Here is an 18,916-nt window from a genome sequence, read left to right as displayed (position 1 = left end):
CTGGAAAATTTGATTGGGAAAGTTATGATAGCATTATTAAATAAAATATTCCTAAAAAATCGTAACTAAATACATTATAAATATGAATAATAAAATAAAGATTTTATGCCTATTAATTGTTGTTTTTCTTGTTTCTTGTAGTGATGAGGATAGTTTGAATGATGTTCAGGAAAATAATATAGAAAGTGATGGGGTTATTGTGCTTAAAGAACGAGATTTAAACTCACCATTAGTACTAAGTAAATTAGAAAATAATGATAGTTCATTAATTGAACGATCAAATTCAACCACTAAAGGTTTAATTTCATTTGATGATTATTTGGGAAGGAGCTATAAACTTCAAAGTATCGATTATTCAAATAATCTTGATTTGGGTTTTCCTGTTGTAGATATGAACAAATTATCTTCTGACTACTCAGATTTTATATTAAGCTACGGATTAAACTTAACTAACATCGATGCTTTTGCATACTCAAATTTTGATCGCTATACATCCAATTCCAAAAAAACAAACACAATAAACGGTGGTTTTTCATTAAGCCTAGGACTTTTTAAGATAGGAGCAAAAAGCACAATGAAAGAGATTTTTTCCGAATCCAAAATTTCTGAAAACAATCGTGTTTTTGGAGAGTTGAACATTTTATATAAAAAGGCACGTTATAAAATGTTGTCAGATTCAGATTTTGTAAATAAATTATCTACGACCTACCTCACTGATTCTTTTAAGGAGTTGCTATATAATAGAACTCCAAGTCAAATATTTAGTGTCTATGGGGGGGTTGTGTTGACTGATTTTGTTACGGGAGGTAAGGCTCAAGCAATGTATACTGGTATTTATACAGAAACGGAAGAAACTGAAACTAAGGAAAGTGCTATGAATACCACTATAAATGCATCCTTTGGTTTTTCAGATGACTCAGAAGATGAAGTTGGTGCTGACTTCGGAATTGGACGTGATTATGCAAATAGCCAATCATTTTCAAATAAAATAACAAATTTAGAATTATCCGTTAGAACTATTGGGGGTATAGGCAATATATCAAGTTTTTCAGCACCCCAAAATATTAATAACTATAGCATAGATTTATCAGGCTGGAGTAATTCTCTCTCTAATGAAAGTACACATTCTCTAATAGGTATTTCAGAAAATGGATTAGTACCTTTGAGTGATTTTATGCTTGAACGCAATCTTAGTAAACGATTCGAACGTTTTTATGATGGCGATTTTGTAATAAAAAATTTAGAAGAACCCAAAATATACATAAGGGTAGCGGATGATATTACAAGAGGATCATGCGTTGTTCATCTAGGGACGAGGAATGGCGATAATATAATACTAGAAATGTCAAGAGATCTTAATAGTGAGTATAATTTTTATTATGCAAATGGAGAACCTAATTTAGATGCTAGAAGAATATTTCTAGAAAACTTAATAGATAAATATTCTGATATATATAAATTGGAAATAGTTGGGGAATTTGTTCATGGAATGCCTAGTTTAGGGATGGGGCCTCGAATGTATGATTTATTAATGTATAGAGGGGTTCTTACAACATTTATGTTTGCTAATCAATTCGGTGTAGGTTCCGATATTATGACTAATAATATTGGAGAACACTTTAAAAAATTTGTGTATAATGGGATGACTTATCTGTTAAGTGATGAAAACGATACAAAATTGGGTTACTCTATCTATGATGATTATATTTTAGATACTTATGGTATAAGAGATTTTGTAGGATCTTTACCTTCTACGACTATAAACCCAGATAACCTTCGCGATTATTTACTTATAGCTCTATAGTAGAGTTTATTATAAATTTTTCCTAAGCCGTCTAGTTTAAAAATGGACGGCTTTTTAATTTTGTTATCCTAACTTCTGGGTAATGTTTCTCTTAAATTAAAATTATTTTGTAAGATAATCTTGTAACGCTGTCAGCTTATATCTGTTAAATTCAAAGGCTATGGTATTCTTTTTTGAATTAAGATTTTCCTCAATCACACCTTCTAACAAATATTCTACTACAGAGGTGATTTTTGGGGTGATGAATGAATTGATTACAAAAAGGGGAATGATAAGCGTTAAGCTTATATAAAAGTACTTTTGTTGGCTATTTCGGAGTGATGGTGCCAGCTGTTTCGGTCAAACAGTGCCACTTTAAAAGATACTGCAATTATATATAAAATTAATGTTACTCGTTCTTTAAAGCTCCTTTTCTTAGAGACTCTCCTTTTAGGTCAATGCGGTGTGATGAGTTTACAATCCTGTCCAGAATTGCATCTGCAATAGTCCCTTCCCCAATAATATCATACCAGGCGGATACGGGTATTTGTGAGGATATAATAGTGGAAGCTTTGTTGTACCGCTCATCGATGATATCCATCAGGGTTTCCCTTGCGTGATTATCAAAACTCTGCAGGCCAAAGTCATCGAGGATTAGAAGGTCTGCTTTGATGAGTTTCCCCAGTTCTTTAAGATAGGTGCCATCGACCTTACTAAGTTTTAATCTTTTAAAAAGCCGGGCTGTGTTTGTGTATATGGTTTTGTATTCCATCATACACCCCTGATGCCCTAAAGCCTGAGCTAAATAGCTCTTACCTACTCCTGAAGCACCGGTAAGAATGATGTTTTCTTTTCTGGTTATAAAATCCAGACTACCTAATCGAGCAAACATATTTTTATCCAGATTCCGGTTCTGTGAGTAGTTTATGTCAGCCAGGCTGGCCTGTTGTTTAAAGCCGGCCTGTTTTAAAAGCCTATCTATCTTGCGGTTGTGCCGGTCTTCCCACTGGTGATCGGTCAATAAAGCCAGGTATTCATCGGCAGTGATCCCGGCTATGCGGTTGTCTTTAAGATGTTGCAAGTGCAGCTGAGCCATAGCCCCTAATCGCATTTCTTTTAATTTTTCAATAGTCTGATTGTTGTTCATAGTTACTGTGTTTAAAGGTTATATTACTGATAAGCTGAAGCACCGCGTATGTTAGTATGCTCCGGGATATGTGTTTTATTTTCTTCCAGATCCTGATAGAACAGCGAGCTCTTGTCCAGATTGTTTTTTAGAATGTTCTTGATGCGCTGATAGGTAGCTGCATCTGCTTGTAAAGCTCTTTTACAGGCATTGTCCAGCCGCTGGGAGCCGTAGGATTTATGAAGCTGAATAAGCCCCATAGCACGTTTATACCCTATTTCAGGATAATCTACCGCAGTGATTATTTTTTCGACACAATCCACCACGTGCTTCCCGTGCACGGCTGCCTTCTTTTTAAAGAATTCAGGACTCCAGTCGCTATAGTACTTGTGGGTGCTGCTCAGGTGTTCTTTGTTGGTGTTATAACTGCCTTTTGAGGGGGTACGCTGATGCAGGGCGATGCGTTGATAGTGGTAATACACTTCAACTAAAGAACGGGTATAATGCAAGGTGGTTTCCTTTCCGATGTAGCGGTAGGGTACGCTGTAATAGCTTTTATCTGGGGAGAAGTACACATACCCTATTTTCTGGACCTTTGCCCTTCGATAGCTTTTTAACTCATAGGCTGTCTCTGGAAGGGGCTTCAAGTATTGTTGCTCCACCGATTGGAACAGTTCCCTGCGACTGGACTCCTTGCGAGAGAACAACAAGTTATTGTAATGCTCCAGCTGCTTTTTTATCTCCCTGTTGAGTTCTTCTATAGAGAAGAAGCTCATCTTGCGCATAGGGTAATAGATACGCTGGTAGGCCAGGTTTACGGCATTCTCTACTAAAGCCTTGTCCTGTGGAGCATAGCCTCGGGTGGGGTTGATCACACAGTTGTAATGCCGGGCAAAGTCTTTAAAACTACGGTTGATCTCGGGCTCATACCTGCTGGCACGGTTAACAGCAGATTTTAGGTTGTCAGAGACAATAGCTTTAGGTACCCCACCATAAAAATTTAAAGCGTTACGGCAACAGTTGATCAGTTCATCGCGTTTCTGACTTTTACAGGCTTCGACATAGGTGTAATGACTGTTAGGCAAAATGGCCACAAACACCTCGATAGGAACTAATTCTCCGGTTTGTTTATCAATAATGTGAAGCTTTTTACCCGCAAAATCAATGAAGAGCTCTTTGCCGGGGTCGTGCTCAAGCTTCATCGAGCCTTTGATTTTAGCATACTTACGGCGGTAATGTTCCATAAACTGCGTATAGCCATACGGGTTTTTAGACTGGGAGACATACTCCTGATAATGGTATAAAAAGGTAAACCCGGGATGGTTACGGGCTTGATTAAGCTCCTTAAAATAGAGCATCAGTTCTTGATACCGGGAGTTGTCAATAGTGCTGTGAGAAGGAAAAAGTTTATCTAAGGTTGCATTATCAAGAGTCAGCAACTCTTTAAGAGTATAGTCACTAACCGTAAACAAACGCATATAGGTGTTTACCGTATTGCGGGAGATCCCAAGGGTAACTCCAATTTTACGGTTACTAAACCCATCGAGGTGTAAGGATATTATCTGTTTTAAGTCCATTGGATCAAGTGTGTTGGCCATATCGCTTAGTTTTAAGCGACAAGGTATTATTTACTTGATCTTTTAAAGTGGCACAAATCGAACCGATACAGGCTTAATTAAAAACCCGAAAGTGGCACAATTCAAACCGAAATGCCTGGCACTAACCGACCGAAATCAGTGGCACAATTTGATCCGAGTTATCCACCATTCCCTTAGACTATTACGAGGCGTTTAAAATTTTAGGCAGTTTTATAGGTGGGCAGGATGCCATTCTCTTTAAATGGGCTGAGTTTTCGGTCAATGCCTCCGGCCAAGAACTTTCTGTTAATCGGGTGCTCAACGAAGTTTTAAAAAGTCCCATAACCGCGCGTCATATCGCGGAGTCTAAAAAGTTGTATCAGGATATACTTGACACTCAGGGTCAAGTACATTGTGTATGGACCGGGAAAAAGATCAGCAACTATGCTATAGATCACGTCATTCCTTTTTCCGTCTGGAAAAACAACGACCTTTGGAACCTGTTGCCTGCAACAGCTAAGATCAATGCTCAGAAACGCGATAAGATCCCAGCTCCAGACCTTATAGAGCACCAACGCGGTCATATACTGGAATATTGGGAAATACTGCACAAGCATCAACAACAACGCTTTGAAAAAGAAATTCAGGTAGCGCTTTTGGGAAATCATACGTTTGACAGTTGGAAATCTCAGGGCATCACCCAATTGCAAAACTCTTGCAACTACCTGATCGAAACCCGGGGTTTTGAAGCGTGGGATGTAAGGAAAAATCAGAGCGCTTAAAATTTAACATTAAATACAGTTTTAAAATATCGTATAGTTTTTAAAGGCTTACCTCTTCATAGTTGAGTTTCGTTAGATATAGCGTATTCTTCTGCTACTTTTAAAGAATAAACTGATAATTTTGAAATTGATTGCCATGCTATGACTCCTAAAACAGAGATGAATCAATGAAATTAAAACAAAGAAGAAAATTAGTAACCTACTTAGCTATTTTAGATCAACCTGTCCGATTTAACCCATTTGTTTTCAGTCGGCCCTTTTTATTATGGGGGCTACTTGGCTTAATAGGTGGAGTAATTGCAGGAATGTATTGGATTGGACTTGAGTTTTTGACGCATCAATTGTCTTTTTTTAGCGGTTGGCAAGTAATTCCATTAATGGCTATTTGCGGACTTTTTGCAGGCTTGATAATTCATTGGATAGGAGATCCGGGAGAAATACACTTGATTGTCAACAATATCCGATTTAATAAAGGTAAACTAGACCCTAAAAGCAATCCTTCAATGATTCTCTCTTCTTTGCTGTGTGTTGCATCAGGAGGTAGTTTAGGACCAGAAGCTCCATTGGTTCAAGTAACAGGGTCCACGGGAACTTGGCTAGGTAAATTGTTTCGATTAAAAGGAGAAGAGTTAAGATCACTAAGTATTGCAGGAATGGCTTCAGGGTTTACAGCTCTATTTGGGGCTCCTCTAGGTGGTAGTCTGTTTTCATTAGAAATTTTGCATCACAAACACGCAGTTGAATATTACAAAGCAATTATTCCTGCATTTGTAGCAAGTTGCTTCAGCTATTTAGTTTTCGCATTAATTATTCATTTAGGACTTGGACCCGTCTGGGATCTATCAGCTTATGAATATTCAGGAATTTTTGATTTTGGCTATGCAGTTCTATTTGCAATTATTGGAGCTTCTTTTGGTTGGGTATTTATTTTTTGTACCAAGTTTTTTAAATCAATTTTCGAGAAAAGGCAAATTCCCATTTATCTCAAAACGCTAATTGGAGGAGTTTTACTCGGAATAATAGCATTCTACTTTCCAATAACCCGATACTTTGGGCATCACGAAATTAATGAACTCCTCTTGGGCAATTTCCCACTGACTTTGTTGTTTGCAATATTGTTTTTTAAAATTATAGCTATATCAATTACGGTAACATCAGGTTGGAGAGGTGGGTTTATTATTCCGCTGTTTTTTGTTGGAGCCACCCTGGGACTAATTCTGCACCAACTCTTTCCTGCATTAAATTTGACTTTGGCGGTAGTGAGTTGTATGGCTGCTATAAATGCCTGCGTTACCCGCACACCCATGAGTACCACAATACTCCTAGCAACCCTCACTGGTTTTGGTCATATTATCCCGATCTTTTTTGCAAGTTTAACAGGCTATTTCCTGGCACCCAGAATACCTTTTATAAGTTCCCAAATGGAGAAAGTATGAAAAATAGGTACATAATTAAGCGTTAGTCTGGTAAGTACAGCCTATACCTGTACATAAGGGAAATCTGGCATGAACGCCGGGTTGACTTAACCTGCTGTTAGATAGGTTTATTTTTGTATTCAACGGTATTTAGTAATATTGTGTATAGAGAATGTAGTGCTATCAATTGATGAAAAGGAACAAAACTTCCGGTTACTGCAGAAAAATTAGGGGGGATATTGGGTATATTTATCAGGATATAACGAGTTACTCATACCGTGTGACAAACATTGTTTCTATTTTACCTTTCGGAAAATACCCGCAACCGTGATGGTTATGTTTTTAACTATCTTAGTTGCTGAACCACCCAACGCCTGTTACACTAAAACGTTAGTGGCAAGTTTAGCGCCACCCAACCGACAACAAATAGCGACAAAAATTGGACAGTAACGACATAGAATACAAATTCGCAAAACCTGACAAATTACTAGCTGACTTTGTCGAGAGTTTTTGGATGTTACACAATCCAAATGACAGCGACAAGCAAGTCGTAATTTTACCTGACGGAAGAATTGACGTATTTTTTTCACAATCAACAACTGAACCTTTTCATATTACACTTTTAGGAATAGGTACAAATCCAGAACAATCTACTATCAAAGCGAACAGAACAACCTTTGCAATAAGTTTTAAACCACTTGTAACAGAGTATATATTGCAACAGAATATTTCAAAATTGTTGAACAAAGGAAAAAATTTGCCTGATAACTTTTGGAGTTTTAACTCCTTAGACCTTTTAGATTTTGAATTATTCTGTAAAAAAGCAACGCAACAAATCAAGTCACTTTTACCAAGTGTAATAGACACTAGAAAACAAAAACTTTTTGAATTAATCTATAATTCAAACGGATCGATGACTGTTGCTGAACTATCCGAAAAGGTGTTTTGGAGTAGCCGACAAATAAATCGTTATTTCAACCAACAATATGGCATTCCCTTAAAAGCCTATTGCAATATTCTTCGATTCAGAGCTTCATTTCAACATATCAAAGAGGGCAAACTTTTTCCCGAACAAAACTTCTCTGACCAAGCCCATTTTATAAAGGAAGTAAAAAAAATGGCGGGTGTAAATCCTAAACAATTAACCAAAAACCAAAACGACCGATTTATACAATTTACTACTTTACCCAAGAAGTAATTTTGTGCCGTAATCTAAAATTTTACGGTAATGAATATAAAATACAAGAAAATTGCAATAGTTGGTGGTGGTCCAGGTGGCTTAACATTGGCAAGACTTTTACAACAAGACGGTTGTAACATTACGGTATATGAACGTGACATCAATAAAGATTCAAGAGTGCAGGGTGCAAACCTCGACTTACACGAAGAATCGGGTTTAGCGGCGCTCAAAAAAGCAAATCTATTAGATGCCTTTTACGCCAACTATTTGCCTGATGCAGGTAAGTTGCGACTTATGGACAACAATGGGAAAATCTATTTGGACGATCATACCGAAGAACACATAGCAGAACATCGACCAGAAATTGACCGTGGACCTTTAAGACAAATTTTATTGGAATCGTTACAACCCGATACTGTTATTTGGAACAGTCAATTCGATTCAATGGAAAAGGAAAATGATGGTTGGAAACTACTTTTCAAAAACGGAAAACAATTTTATGCTGATTTTGTAATTGGAGCGGATGGAGCAAACTCTAAAATAAGACCTTATTTAAGCGATATAAAGCCAATTTATTCTGGCGTTACTATTATTGAAGGGAATATTTATGATGCAGAGAAAAACACACCAAACATTTTCAGTTTACTCAAAGGTGGAAAAATATTCGCCTTTGGAAATCAACAATCAATTATTTTAAGCACAAAAGGCGATGGAAGCATTGCATTTTACACAGGCGAAAAAGTAGATTCAAATTGGGTAAAAGAAAGTGGAATCAACTTTTATAATTTAAATGATGTTAAAAAATGGTTCGAAACAAACTTTTCAAATTGGAATACAATTTATCACGAACTATTTGCAACAAACAAAATGACCATTGTGCCAAGACCACTGTATCATTTTTCATCTGACCAACATTGGACAACTCAAAGTAACCTAACCATCATTGGCGATGCAGCCCACAGAATGCCACCATATGCAGGCGAAGGCGTAAATATGGCTATGCTTGATGCTTTGGAATTAAGCGAAGAATTACTTCATATGGAAAATGTACGGTCAGCTTTTGAAAACTACGAAACCAAAATGTTTAAAAGAGCAAAAGAAGTTACAGAAATTACTATTCAGAATACTGTTAAATTTCATAAGCAAAACGGGTTGCAATTTATCGTAGATATGTTTAACAATTTTAATCAATAAACGCTATGAAAAGCCAAATAAAAAAAATCGTTTTATTTTTAGCAATCATAGTAAACATTGGGGTTTTATTTGTAAACATTTACAATTCAATTGTTTACGACCCAAATTGGGGAACACATATTCCATCTTCTATTGAAACAGCAAGAAATTATTTCACGACAAAAAGCCCATCTAACTTATTTAAAATATTCGGCATCGTAATACATATTCTTGGAATCAATAGCGTCATACGTTTTTGGAAAAACGATAAGCAAATAAGACTTTATAATATTTCAGCTCTTTTTTTAATTCTCATTATAGATTTGCTCACATTTGCTTATTTCCTTCCACGAAACGACATAATGTTTGACCTAAATAGTACAGCCGACATTCAAACATTAACGACAGCTTGGAGAGAATGGGCAAATATGAATTGGGTAAGGACGTTTATAACTTTTGGAATTGTTATGTTGTATAGTTTATCGCTGAACAAATTATACAAATTAAGACAAGTGTAAAGAATGGAAAGAGCAGTGAATTATGCAGTTCAAAACAGTTGTAACTACCTGATCGAAACCCGGGGTTTTGAGTCCTGGGAGGTGAGTAAAAATAAGAGCGCTTAAAATTTAACATTAAATACAGTTTTAAAATATCGTATAGTTTTTAATAGATTGTTTTCAAAGGTTTACCTCTTCATAGTGGACTTGCAACAAAAAACTGCACTTTAGGTTGAGTGACGATGCTGCTAGTTATTGACCATTACAGTCAGGATTTAATAGAATCGCATATTGACCTGCTTCTCAATTATGCAAAGCGTTTTCATAATAGGCAGTTTTTGACAAGAAGTTCTGTAAAGCATGATATGGTAGTAAAAATGGAAGAATTAACGGATGCGTACTTAAAAAGTGACGCTACACTATCGGGTGTTCCAACAGTCAACTATATTGCAGAGAAACTCAATATCTCTCCTAATTATTTGAGTGATTTATTGAAAAATACTACAGGAAGAAATGTGCAAACCCATATTCCAAAATCCATAGTTGAAAGTGCTAAAGAACTGCTCTCCGCAACTAATTTGAGCATAAAGGAAATTGCTTATGATTTGGGATTTGAATACCCTCAATCGTTCAGTACTATGTTTAAAAAAAACACACAACAAACGCCTTTGCAATTCAGAGCAGCATTTAATTGAAAAATTACTACTGCTTGCAACGGATTTAAAAAACAGCGTTTTTAGTTCTTCAATTAAATAAAAATAATAGACCTTACATTAGACTACAAGAACCATATATTAGGCTACAGAAATCCTTCTGTTTCTGCTGAATTTTGTTGAGCAATTTTGCAATGCACTTAAAAAAACAGAACAGATGAAAATTACACTTTCAGGCTCATTAGGCCACATAGGTAGACCGCTAACGCAGGAGTTAGTTCAAAAAGGACATTTAGTAACAGTGATAAGCAGTAACGCCGAAAGGCAAAAAGACATTGAAGCTATAGGAGCTACAGCAGCAATTGGCTCTTTAGAAGATGTTGATTTTATTAATTCAGCATTTACAGGTGTTGATGCTGTATTTTGTATGGTGCCACCGGCAAACTATTTTGACCATCATCTTGATTTACTTGCCTATTATAAAAATCTGGGGAATAACTACGCACAAGCCATAGCACAAAGTGGAGTGAAAAAGGCCGTTAATCTAAGTAGCATTGGTGCTCATATGAAAGAGGGTAACGGGATACTTCAAGGTACTTTTTATGTTGAAAGCATACTCAATGTTTTGCCTTCGGATGTTGCTATTACTCACATTCGTCCTACCGAATTTTATTACAATTTGCTGCCGCAAGTTCATTCCGCAAAGGAAAACGGAATTATAGCTTCTAATATCGAAGGTGAAGTTATAAATGCTTGGGTATCACCGGCGGATATTGCTAGCGTCATTGCCGAAGAGATTACCTCGCCACTTGCCGGCCACAAAGTAAGGTATGTGGTAAGTGATGAACTTACCTATTATGAATTGGCAAAAATCTTAGGTGAATCTATAGGAAATCCACACTTAAAATGGGTTACCTTAGCAGATAATCAGCTGACCGAGGGCCTGAAAGCTGCAGGAATGCAACCAGCCATTGCCGCGGCTATGACCGAAATGTATGCAGCTATAAACAGTGGTTTATTGTACGAACATTATAACCAACATAAACCCAAAAATATGGGCGAAGTTAAGATGAAAGATTTTGCTAAAGATTTTGCTAAAGCGTATAATCAACTGTAGCCATAGATTATGAAAAACACAATGCCTCACCATTTCAAAACAATTTGCGAGTACCATCAATTTCGAGGTTTACCTAAACCAGAACATCCATTGATGAGTGTTATAAATTTAGATGAAATAAGGAATCTTCCAGCTGATGGGCTAAGCAGTTGGATATTTGACTTTTATTCTATTGCTTTAAAAAGAAATATTGATTCTACGGTAAAATACAAGTATGGTCAACAAACCTATGATTTTGATGAAGGCATTGTATTTTTTATTGCTCCCAAACAGGTGTTTTCAGTCGAAACACAGGGAGATTATAAGCTTTCGGGGTGGATGCTGCTCATTCATCCCGATTTTTTATGGCAAAGTCCATTGAGAAAAACTATAAAACAACACGAATTCTTTAGTTATTCGGTCAATGAAGCGCTACATCTTTCAGATAAAGAAGAGACCACAATTATCAGTATTTTCCAAAGTATAAAACAGGAGTATATTTCTAATATTGATAAGTTTAGCCAACCCCTCATCATTTCACAAATAGAAGTGTTACTCAACTATTCAGACAGATTTTATCATCGTCAATTTATAACCAGAAAAATACACAACCATACCATATTAAATCGTCTGGAAGAAATACTTAAAGAATATTTCGATCAGGACAGTTTGGTAGAAAGTGGATTGCCTACAGTTCAAAATATTGCTAAGGAACTAAATGTATCACCTAACTATTTAAGTGGTTTATTGAAAACCTTAACGGGGCAAAGCACACAACAACATATCCACGAAAAATTGATTGAGAAAGCAAAAGAAAAGTTATCAACTACCAATTTGTCAGTAAGTGAAATTGCTTATACATTGGGCTTTGAACATTCACAGTCGTTTAGTAAGTTTTTTAGAAGGAAAACAGAAAGGTCACCTATAGAGTTTCGCCATTCTTTTAACTGATATTGCAAATTGACTAAAAGGCATAGTTGTTAACGGTTATAGCAGACACTTAACCCGACATCCCAACCCCGATTTGGTTACAAACAACCTTGATATGGAAACATTTCCGTTTTAAAGGAACACGAATTTTGCATTCTAAAACTTAAAATAAGAAAATGCAAAAAGTAAAATTCAAAAACAGAAATTGGGACACAGTTGCCCATCTTCATTTGCCCGACAATTTTGATGAATCACAAAAGTATCCAGCTATTGTCTGCGTTCATCCTGGGAGTAGTGTGAAAGAACAAACCGCTGGTTTATATGCCGGAAAATTTGCCTCGAAAGGATTTATTGCAGTGGCTTATGATGCCTCTTTCCAGGGCGAAAGTGGCGGAGAACCAAGATATTTGGAAGACCCTGCAACCCGTGTAGAGGACATACGCTATGCAGTAGATTATCTTATCACGTTAAATTTTGTAGATAAAGAGCATATCGGCTTGCTGGGCATTTGTGCAGGTGGTGGTTACGCAGCAAATGCTGCAATGACAGAAAAGCGAATAAAAGCAGTTGGAACAGTTGTAGGCACCAATACGGGTAGAGCATTTAGAGAAATAAACTTTATAGAAACATTAAAAGCTGTTTCTTCACAAAGAACTGCTGAAGCAAAAGGAGCAGAGCCAATGATTACCAATTGGACACCTAATTCTGCTGAAGAAGCAAAACAGGCAGGCATAAAGGAAAAGGATATGTTGGAGGCCATTGATTATTACAGAACCCCAAGAGGCGAATACCCGACTGCGAACAATAAATTGCTTTTTACAAGTATGGCGAACTTAATAAAGTTTGATGCTTTTCATCTTGCCGATGTTTTATTGAAACAACCATTATTGGTTATTGTTGGCGACAAAGTGGGTGCATTCGGCTCTTACAGAGATGGTTTTGAATTATACAATAAAGCAGCTTCCAAAAGCAAGCAAATCCATATCGTAAAAGGGGCGAGCCATTATGATTTATACGACAAACCCGAAGCAACAGCCGAAGCATTGGATAAATTAGTACCCTTCTTTCAGGAAAATCTTTTACAGGCATAATGAATATGCCGATTAAAATAATTGGGGTAGTTATGATCTTGGCTGGTTGTGTGCTAACATACAAACCAAACATAATCAGCAAAATTCCTTTGCCGGAAAATGCCTATCAGATGATTGAAATTCGGGTTAAATGGGGTTTTCTAACTGGTTTGGGGATATTGTTAATTTTTTACAATCAATGGAGTAATTGGAAACTATTGGCGTGTGCAGTATTGTTTTTTTTAATTTTGGGAATTGTTATAGCCCGTTTATTCGGATTTGTTTTACACGGCTTCTTTTCAAAACAATTACTTTGGCTAACTATAGAAATTGTCGCCTTACTCATTTTTGGAATTTTATATAGATATGCAAACAATTAACTCTTTATCTGAATTTCATCGTTTACTATCCCTTCCACCGCCTTTACATCCGTTGGTAAGTGTGGTTTTGGTTTCAGAGATACATGCTGTAGACGCTGATTTCTGGCAACATTTTACTACTGATTTTTATACTATATCGTTAAAAAATAATATCCAATCCAAAATAAAATACGGGCAACAATATTATGATTTTGACAAAGGGACAATGACGTTTATTGCACCCAAACAAGTTCAATCGGTCGAAGTTGGTGAATCGAACGCTTTTAATGAAACGATTGGGACAGGATATGTATTGATTTTTCATCCTGATTTTTTGAATAAACACCCATTACAAAGCACAATAAAAAATTATGGCTATTTTTCATACTCCCTAAATGAAGCCTTGCACCTTTCGCATCAGGAAGAGCAAAATATTATTGAGATTTATCAAAAAATAGAAAAGGAATATCAACATATTGACAAACACACCCAAGATATTATTCTTTCGCAAATTGATTTGCTTTTGAACTATTGCAATCGTTTTTACGAACGTCAATTCATTACCCGAAAAACCCTAAACAATGATTTGCTTTCTAAGATGGAGCAATTGCTAAAAGATTATTTTGATACCGCAGAAACACTTAAAAGGGGAGTGCCAACAGTTGAATACTTAGCCAATCAACTCAATTATTCCGCAAATTATTTAAGTGATATGTTGCGTTTCCTGACAGGGCAAAGCGCCCAACAACACATTCATGAAAAACTCATTGAAAATGCAAAAGAAAAACTTTTAACGACAAATTTGTCCGTTAGTGAAATTGCCTATGAATTAGGTTTTGAACAACCACAATCATTCAACCGACTTTTTAAAAAGAAAACCGAAATGTCACCTATAGAGTTTCGCCATTCTTTTAACTGATATTGCAAATTGACTAAAAGGCATAGTTGCTAACGGTTATAGCAGACACTTAACCCGACCTCCCAACCCCGATTTGGTTACAAACAACCTTGATATGGAAACATTTCAGTTTTAAAGGAACACGAATTTTGCATTCTAAAACTTAAAATAAGAAAATGCGAAAAGTAAAATTCAAAAACAGAAATTGGGACACAGTTGCCCATCTTCATTTGCCCGACAATGCAGTCGTTTTTGTATGTGTGCTAATAATATACAATAAATGCGGTTCCGTCAGGGAATAATTACTGCTCAATACCGTCTTTTCGAGCAAGCCCATACTACAAACATAATTACGGTTAAACCCTAATTTTATCATTGATCTCTTTTTCCTTTCTCTCGATATTACTTACCATAATCAAGTTGATGTTATAAGTTTGCCATAAGCAAGTAATATACTTAAGTTTTTTCATAATGAAATTAATAGGTACCTTTTTATAAGGAATATTAAGCTTTGAATATATGAATCTGTTTTCAACTAACTATTTTTACGATGTCAACTTATAAAATTCAGTATCTACCTCCAGATCTATCTTTCAATGCATTACAATTTCTGGAAAGTATTTTTTATAAGGAACAAAACATTCCCAAAAAGCTAATTCCCTTAAACGGCAAAGAGCAACTATGGTGGTGTATAATTGATAATAACAAAGTTGTAGGTACGGTAGCAGCTTGGAAAGAAAATGAAGAGTGGCATTGGGGACGTTTGGCACTCCATCCTGAATTAAGAGGCTTAGGGGTGGGTAAGAGACTAGTGAACACTTCTTTAACGGAACTTTTCCAAATGAATATAAATAGAATAAAAGTTGATGCTAGAGATATTACCGTGGGTATGATCTTAAAAATGGGCGGTAAAGTCGAAGGATCAAAAACCAGGTTTTTTGGATATCCAATTACTCCGATGGTTATTGAGAAACATAACTGGAAACCTGATAATGAGATAAATGAGGATTAATTATTTTCCCGGTGCTGATTCCACAACTCTAAAATAAGTAGTTTTGTAGAAGAGTTTAGAAATGCAGGACTCTTTGAAATAAAAGAAGTAATCGAAAATTATCCATAATTTAATAACATAAAATGCTAACGCTAATCATGTGGAGAGATCCGCTCCCTGTAAGCCGGTTTGGTAATGTGCTAAATAGAAAGTTTTTAGATTTTTGCTATCTTTAGAAATTCGGAAGAGTAAATGCGTATAAATCGTCATTGCTCATAGCATAGACCGATTAAAATTTAACTTTCGATATTCACCCAACACATTCCCTTAAAATGCTTCATTTCAGGTAAAGAGCTTTCTCGAAAAGTTTTGCCACAATTCCCAATTTCTCCTTTTCATTCAGTTAATCTTTCCCAGAAGAGGTTAATTTCTTTAAAAGTTTAAATAGAATAATATATTTGAATTTTTCAAAATTCTTTATAATAAAGCTAATTTCGCGTTTGCCCCGCTCCCGCCAGTCTGTGACTGGTGGCTCACTAGTGTAAGTCTCATTTAAAAAGGAAAATAGCATTAAGCCAGTAGAGATTGCTTCGAGTCTCGTTCGGGTCTCCTTCGAGAGCGCTTCGGTAAAAGGGGGTGTTTCTCGAAAAACACCCGAAGAAAACTGGAATTACAATCGAATAGAAGGATGTTTTTAAGGGGATTTATCCTCTTTTTTTAGTTTAAATCAGGGGATTCAGGATTCTGTAAATAACTTCCAAGACAAAGGTCTATTTTTAAAAATACAACGTTAAAGTGTTGATATCCCGTAAAATTTAAGGGGATATGTATATATTTAGTGTTGATATAACAAGTTAGGCATAATTAAATGAAACGCGAAGAACTAAAGAAATATTTGGATAAAGGAACCGACATTGTTGGCGGTGGAATTGGTGGTGCTTTAGGACTAATTGGAGGTCCATTAGGAGCTATTGCAGGCGGAGCTCTTGGAGTAGCACTAACACACGGAATAAAAGAAATTGTAAACCGCCAATTATCCAATCGACAAGAAATTCGTGTTTCAGCTTCAACAGTTTATATATTAAGTGGAGTAACAGAAAAACTTGAAAACGGAGAGCAAATAAGACAAGATAATTTCTTCGATAATCAAAATGGACGAAGTAGCGCAGAAGAATTATTTGAAGGAATAATACTGAAATGTAAAGACCAATATCAAGAAAAGAAAATTCACTTTCTATCGAAAATCTATGAAAAAACCATTTTTGACCAAAATATATCTTACGAAACAGCAAACCAAATACTGAATATATCGGAAAGTTTCACATATAGAAAAATCTGTATTGTAGCCTTTTATGGAAGAATAGATAATTTTGACAGAACGTTAATCCTCAAAGAACCATATATTTGGTATGAAAATGCAACGTATTCATTGGACACAGAAATTCTTAAACAAGATATTTTTGAACTAATGAATTTAGGAATCTTGGACAATAATAACACAATGACAAGTACAAGAAATGGTATCGTTCCAAATAATTTCAAATTAACTGAAATCGGAGATATACTATTTTTATTAATGGATTTGAACGAAGTTATTGTGGAAGATATAAATCCTATTTACGAACTTTTAAAATACAAAGACGAATATGGAGTAAGTCAAAATGGCGGGAGAAATAGAGGAATTCCTGGACATTAACTAAGCCGTATATAATTTATTGCTAGTTCTTTCCTACTTACGAAAGTCCTCGCGGACTTTCTTGGTCGGTAATTGTTTACTAAATTAGTTGCTTAAACCACGCAACAAACCATATACAAAAACGTTAGCGGCAATGATGAAAAAACACCTGTACATATTATTAACACTTGTAATTTGCTCGCAATCACAGGCACAAAATTTTGAAAAACTGATTGAAAATTTTAGATATAACAGTTCTGGTTTGGGAATGAAACCTCAAGATAGCGTAACCGAAAGCTCATTGTACAAGTCAAAAGAATTTAATGTCTCTATAAGCGATAATCCTATCGAAATTAAAATAGATACACTCGTTTTTGAAAATCCCTATTACACGGATGACTTTGATGATTGGGACGATAATTATATCAACTATCCGAAATCTCAATCTGTTATCTATGAAAGCAATCTTATTTCCTTGTTTGGAAATGGGAAATTTGTTTGCCATAGTATAGAAACATACGAAAGAAACAAAACACTCGAAAAAAAATTGAACACCAAGAAGTTCAAATATCATTGGCTAATAGATGGTCAATTATATGCTTCTAACAAATCATTCATTTTCGGTGGACTGTTCGTTTGGTCAACTGGCAAATGGAAGAATACAAGAGCCGAGAAACCATTAAAGGAAATACCAATACTCTTTGCAGACAATAATTTTATTGTTTACCGAAAATGTAGTGGCGAATTTGGCGGAACAATTTACTTCTATGACAGGAAAAGTAAAGACACTTATTATACGGAATTAACTTGCTCGAACACAGTCACCAAAAAAAATGGACAATACCAGATTTTGGCTCATTTAGGACATATGATGGGAACATCTGAAATCAAAGTCATTGCTGACCCAAGAAAATTAGATAAAGCGAATAGTAGTCAACTGAAAATAGAACGAGGAAATCTCGGTTATAAAGGAATATCGGAAGAATTCAACAAAACCTTAGACCTTTTTGGAATTCAACTATTTTCAACTTTTGAAATAAATAATCGAACATTATTCCTAACATATCTAAATGAGAGCACATTTTTAGCAGAAATTGATGGCAAGGAAATACAAATTGTAAATCCGTTATTCAACAATGATAAATACACTCACGACCCAATAACAAAAACTTACGGAAAATACACGTTGATTAGTATGGATCACTATGGAACTGCATTAGACCGAGAAGTTTCTGTAATGATTATAAAAAACAATGAAGTAACATTAATAGATTGGAACGAAAATCACAGCCGCTAACAACGTATATAGATCATAGCTAATTAGTTAACTAAACGAAATTAAGGCATTTTTGATAAGTCGCCAAATTTTTAAATTTGACGATTTCCAATAGAAAAGATAAATAGTAAAATTTAAAAATCTGGCTTGTGCTCAACCGAAAATAATTTTCTAATTTGCACGCTACGAGCCATATGTGTGCCGAGAGTAACGACCGGCTGAAAGTCGTTACGCAACTGTTTATAAGATGGTGGAGCCGCCTGTGCTGAGCGCAGTCGAAGTGACCCACCAATGTTGTCCTACAGGGGAGAGCGTTAAACCACCATAAGGTGCTTTGGTGGCAGCGCCAAGGTATTGAGCGTTATGGAAAAGGCTATGCCGTGAGCTGGTCAGGTATGAATACTGGAGATGAATGCAAATGAACCTCTGATGAAG

General features: G+C 35.8%; 17 protein-coding genes. 15 read left to right on the top strand and 2 right to left on the bottom strand.

Annotated features, from left to right (window positions below; translation table 11 throughout):
* Nucleotides 1–82: 82 nt before the first annotated feature.
* Nucleotides 83–1,804 carry an MAC/perforin domain-containing protein gene (locus DSM02_RS09660; RefSeq protein ID WP_128765439.1) on the top strand — a complete coding sequence of 574 codons (1,722 nt, stop codon included), beginning with the start codon at nucleotides 83–85 and terminating at the stop codon, nucleotides 1,802–1,804.
* A 388-nt stretch (nucleotides 1,805–2,192) separates the two neighbouring features.
* Here the strand turns inward: DSM02_RS09660 and istB are convergent, their stop codons facing one another.
* Both istB and istA read right to left on the bottom strand, forming a co-directional pair.
* Nucleotides 2,193–2,930, bottom strand: a complete 738-nt coding sequence (gene istB, locus DSM02_RS09655; protein ID WP_128765438.1) for an IS21-like element helper ATPase IstB — start codon at nucleotides 2,928–2,930, stop codon at nucleotides 2,193–2,195.
* A gap of 23 nt (nucleotides 2,931–2,953) precedes the next feature.
* Entirely contained in the window at nucleotides 2,954–4,507 is a 1,554-nt protein-coding gene (istA, locus tag DSM02_RS09650; protein ID WP_128765437.1) for an IS21 family transposase, read from the bottom strand.
* A gap of 293 nt (nucleotides 4,508–4,800) precedes the next feature.
* Between istA and DSM02_RS09645 the strand changes: the two genes are divergently transcribed.
* The 14 genes from DSM02_RS09645 (at nucleotide 4,801) to DSM02_RS09580 (ending at nucleotide 18,502) form a co-directional block, all read left to right on the top strand.
* Nucleotides 4,801–5,268 (top strand): HNH endonuclease domain-containing protein, encoded by a 468-nt coding sequence (locus DSM02_RS09645; protein WP_164918281.1) that lies wholly within the window; start codon nucleotides 4,801–4,803, stop codon nucleotides 5,266–5,268.
* A 167-nt stretch (nucleotides 5,269–5,435) separates the two neighbouring features.
* Complete coding sequence (locus DSM02_RS09640; protein WP_128765435.1) at nucleotides 5,436–6,704, top strand: chloride channel protein; 1,269 nt, start codon at nucleotides 5,436–5,438, stop codon at nucleotides 6,702–6,704.
* Nucleotides 6,705–7,122: 418 nt separating this feature from the next.
* Nucleotides 7,123–7,881 carry a helix-turn-helix domain-containing protein gene (locus tag DSM02_RS09635; protein ID WP_128765434.1) on the top strand — a complete coding sequence of 253 codons (759 nt, stop codon included), beginning with the start codon at nucleotides 7,123–7,125 and terminating at the stop codon, nucleotides 7,879–7,881.
* 30 nt (nucleotides 7,882–7,911) lie between these two features.
* A complete protein-coding gene (locus DSM02_RS09630; protein WP_128765433.1) occupies nucleotides 7,912–9,057 on the top strand; it encodes an FAD-dependent oxidoreductase in 1,146 nt (381 codons plus the stop codon).
* A 5-nt stretch (nucleotides 9,058–9,062) separates the two neighbouring features.
* Nucleotides 9,063–9,554 (top strand): anthrone oxygenase family protein, encoded by a 492-nt coding sequence (locus DSM02_RS09625; protein ID WP_128765432.1) that lies wholly within the window; start codon nucleotides 9,063–9,065, stop codon nucleotides 9,552–9,554.
* Nucleotides 9,555–9,775: 221 nt separating this feature from the next.
* Nucleotides 9,776–10,228: a helix-turn-helix domain-containing protein gene (locus DSM02_RS09620; protein ID WP_205875126.1), complete on the top strand. Its 453-nt coding sequence runs from the start codon at nucleotides 9,776–9,778 to the stop codon at nucleotides 10,226–10,228.
* A gap of 175 nt (nucleotides 10,229–10,403) precedes the next feature.
* On the top strand, nucleotides 10,404–11,303 hold the full coding sequence (locus tag DSM02_RS09615) for an NAD(P)H-binding protein (RefSeq protein WP_128765431.1): 900 nt from the start codon (nucleotides 10,404–10,406) through the stop codon (nucleotides 11,301–11,303).
* 9 nt (nucleotides 11,304–11,312) lie between these two features.
* Nucleotides 11,313–12,233, top strand: coding sequence for a helix-turn-helix domain-containing protein (locus DSM02_RS09610; protein WP_128765430.1), 921 nt, complete (start codon nucleotides 11,313–11,315; stop codon nucleotides 12,231–12,233).
* Nucleotides 12,234–12,388: 155 nt separating this feature from the next.
* The gene (locus DSM02_RS09605) at nucleotides 12,389–13,303 is read left to right on the top strand and encodes an alpha/beta hydrolase (protein WP_128765429.1); all 915 of its coding nucleotides are present in this window, start codon (nucleotides 12,389–12,391) and stop codon (nucleotides 13,301–13,303) included.
* Between the two features lie 5 nt (nucleotides 13,304–13,308).
* Nucleotides 13,309–13,662, top strand: a complete 354-nt coding sequence (locus DSM02_RS09600; protein ID WP_164918280.1) for a DUF4345 family protein — start codon at nucleotides 13,309–13,311, stop codon at nucleotides 13,660–13,662.
* A complete protein-coding gene (locus DSM02_RS09595) occupies nucleotides 13,649–14,560 on the top strand; it encodes a helix-turn-helix domain-containing protein (protein WP_128765427.1) in 912 nt (303 codons plus the stop codon). Before DSM02_RS09600 ends, DSM02_RS09595 begins: the two co-directional genes overlap by 14 nt.
* A gap of 529 nt (nucleotides 14,561–15,089) precedes the next feature.
* The gene (locus tag DSM02_RS09590) at nucleotides 15,090–15,551 is read left to right on the top strand and encodes a GNAT family N-acetyltransferase (protein WP_128765426.1); all 462 of its coding nucleotides are present in this window, start codon (nucleotides 15,090–15,092) and stop codon (nucleotides 15,549–15,551) included.
* An 847-nt stretch (nucleotides 15,552–16,398) separates the two neighbouring features.
* Nucleotides 16,399–17,226: a hypothetical protein gene (locus DSM02_RS09585; protein WP_128765425.1), complete on the top strand. Its 828-nt coding sequence runs from the start codon at nucleotides 16,399–16,401 to the stop codon at nucleotides 17,224–17,226.
* Between the two features lie 133 nt (nucleotides 17,227–17,359).
* Entirely contained in the window at nucleotides 17,360–18,502 is a 1,143-nt protein-coding gene (locus DSM02_RS09580) for a hypothetical protein (RefSeq protein WP_128765424.1), read from the top strand.
* Nucleotides 18,503–18,916 lie beyond the last annotated feature (414 nt).

Source organism: Leeuwenhoekiella polynyae, from assembly GCF_004104075.1.
Classification (GTDB): domain Bacteria; phylum Bacteroidota; class Bacteroidia; order Flavobacteriales; family Flavobacteriaceae; genus Leeuwenhoekiella; species Leeuwenhoekiella polynyae.
This window is presented reverse-complemented; position numbering and strand designations above follow the sequence as displayed.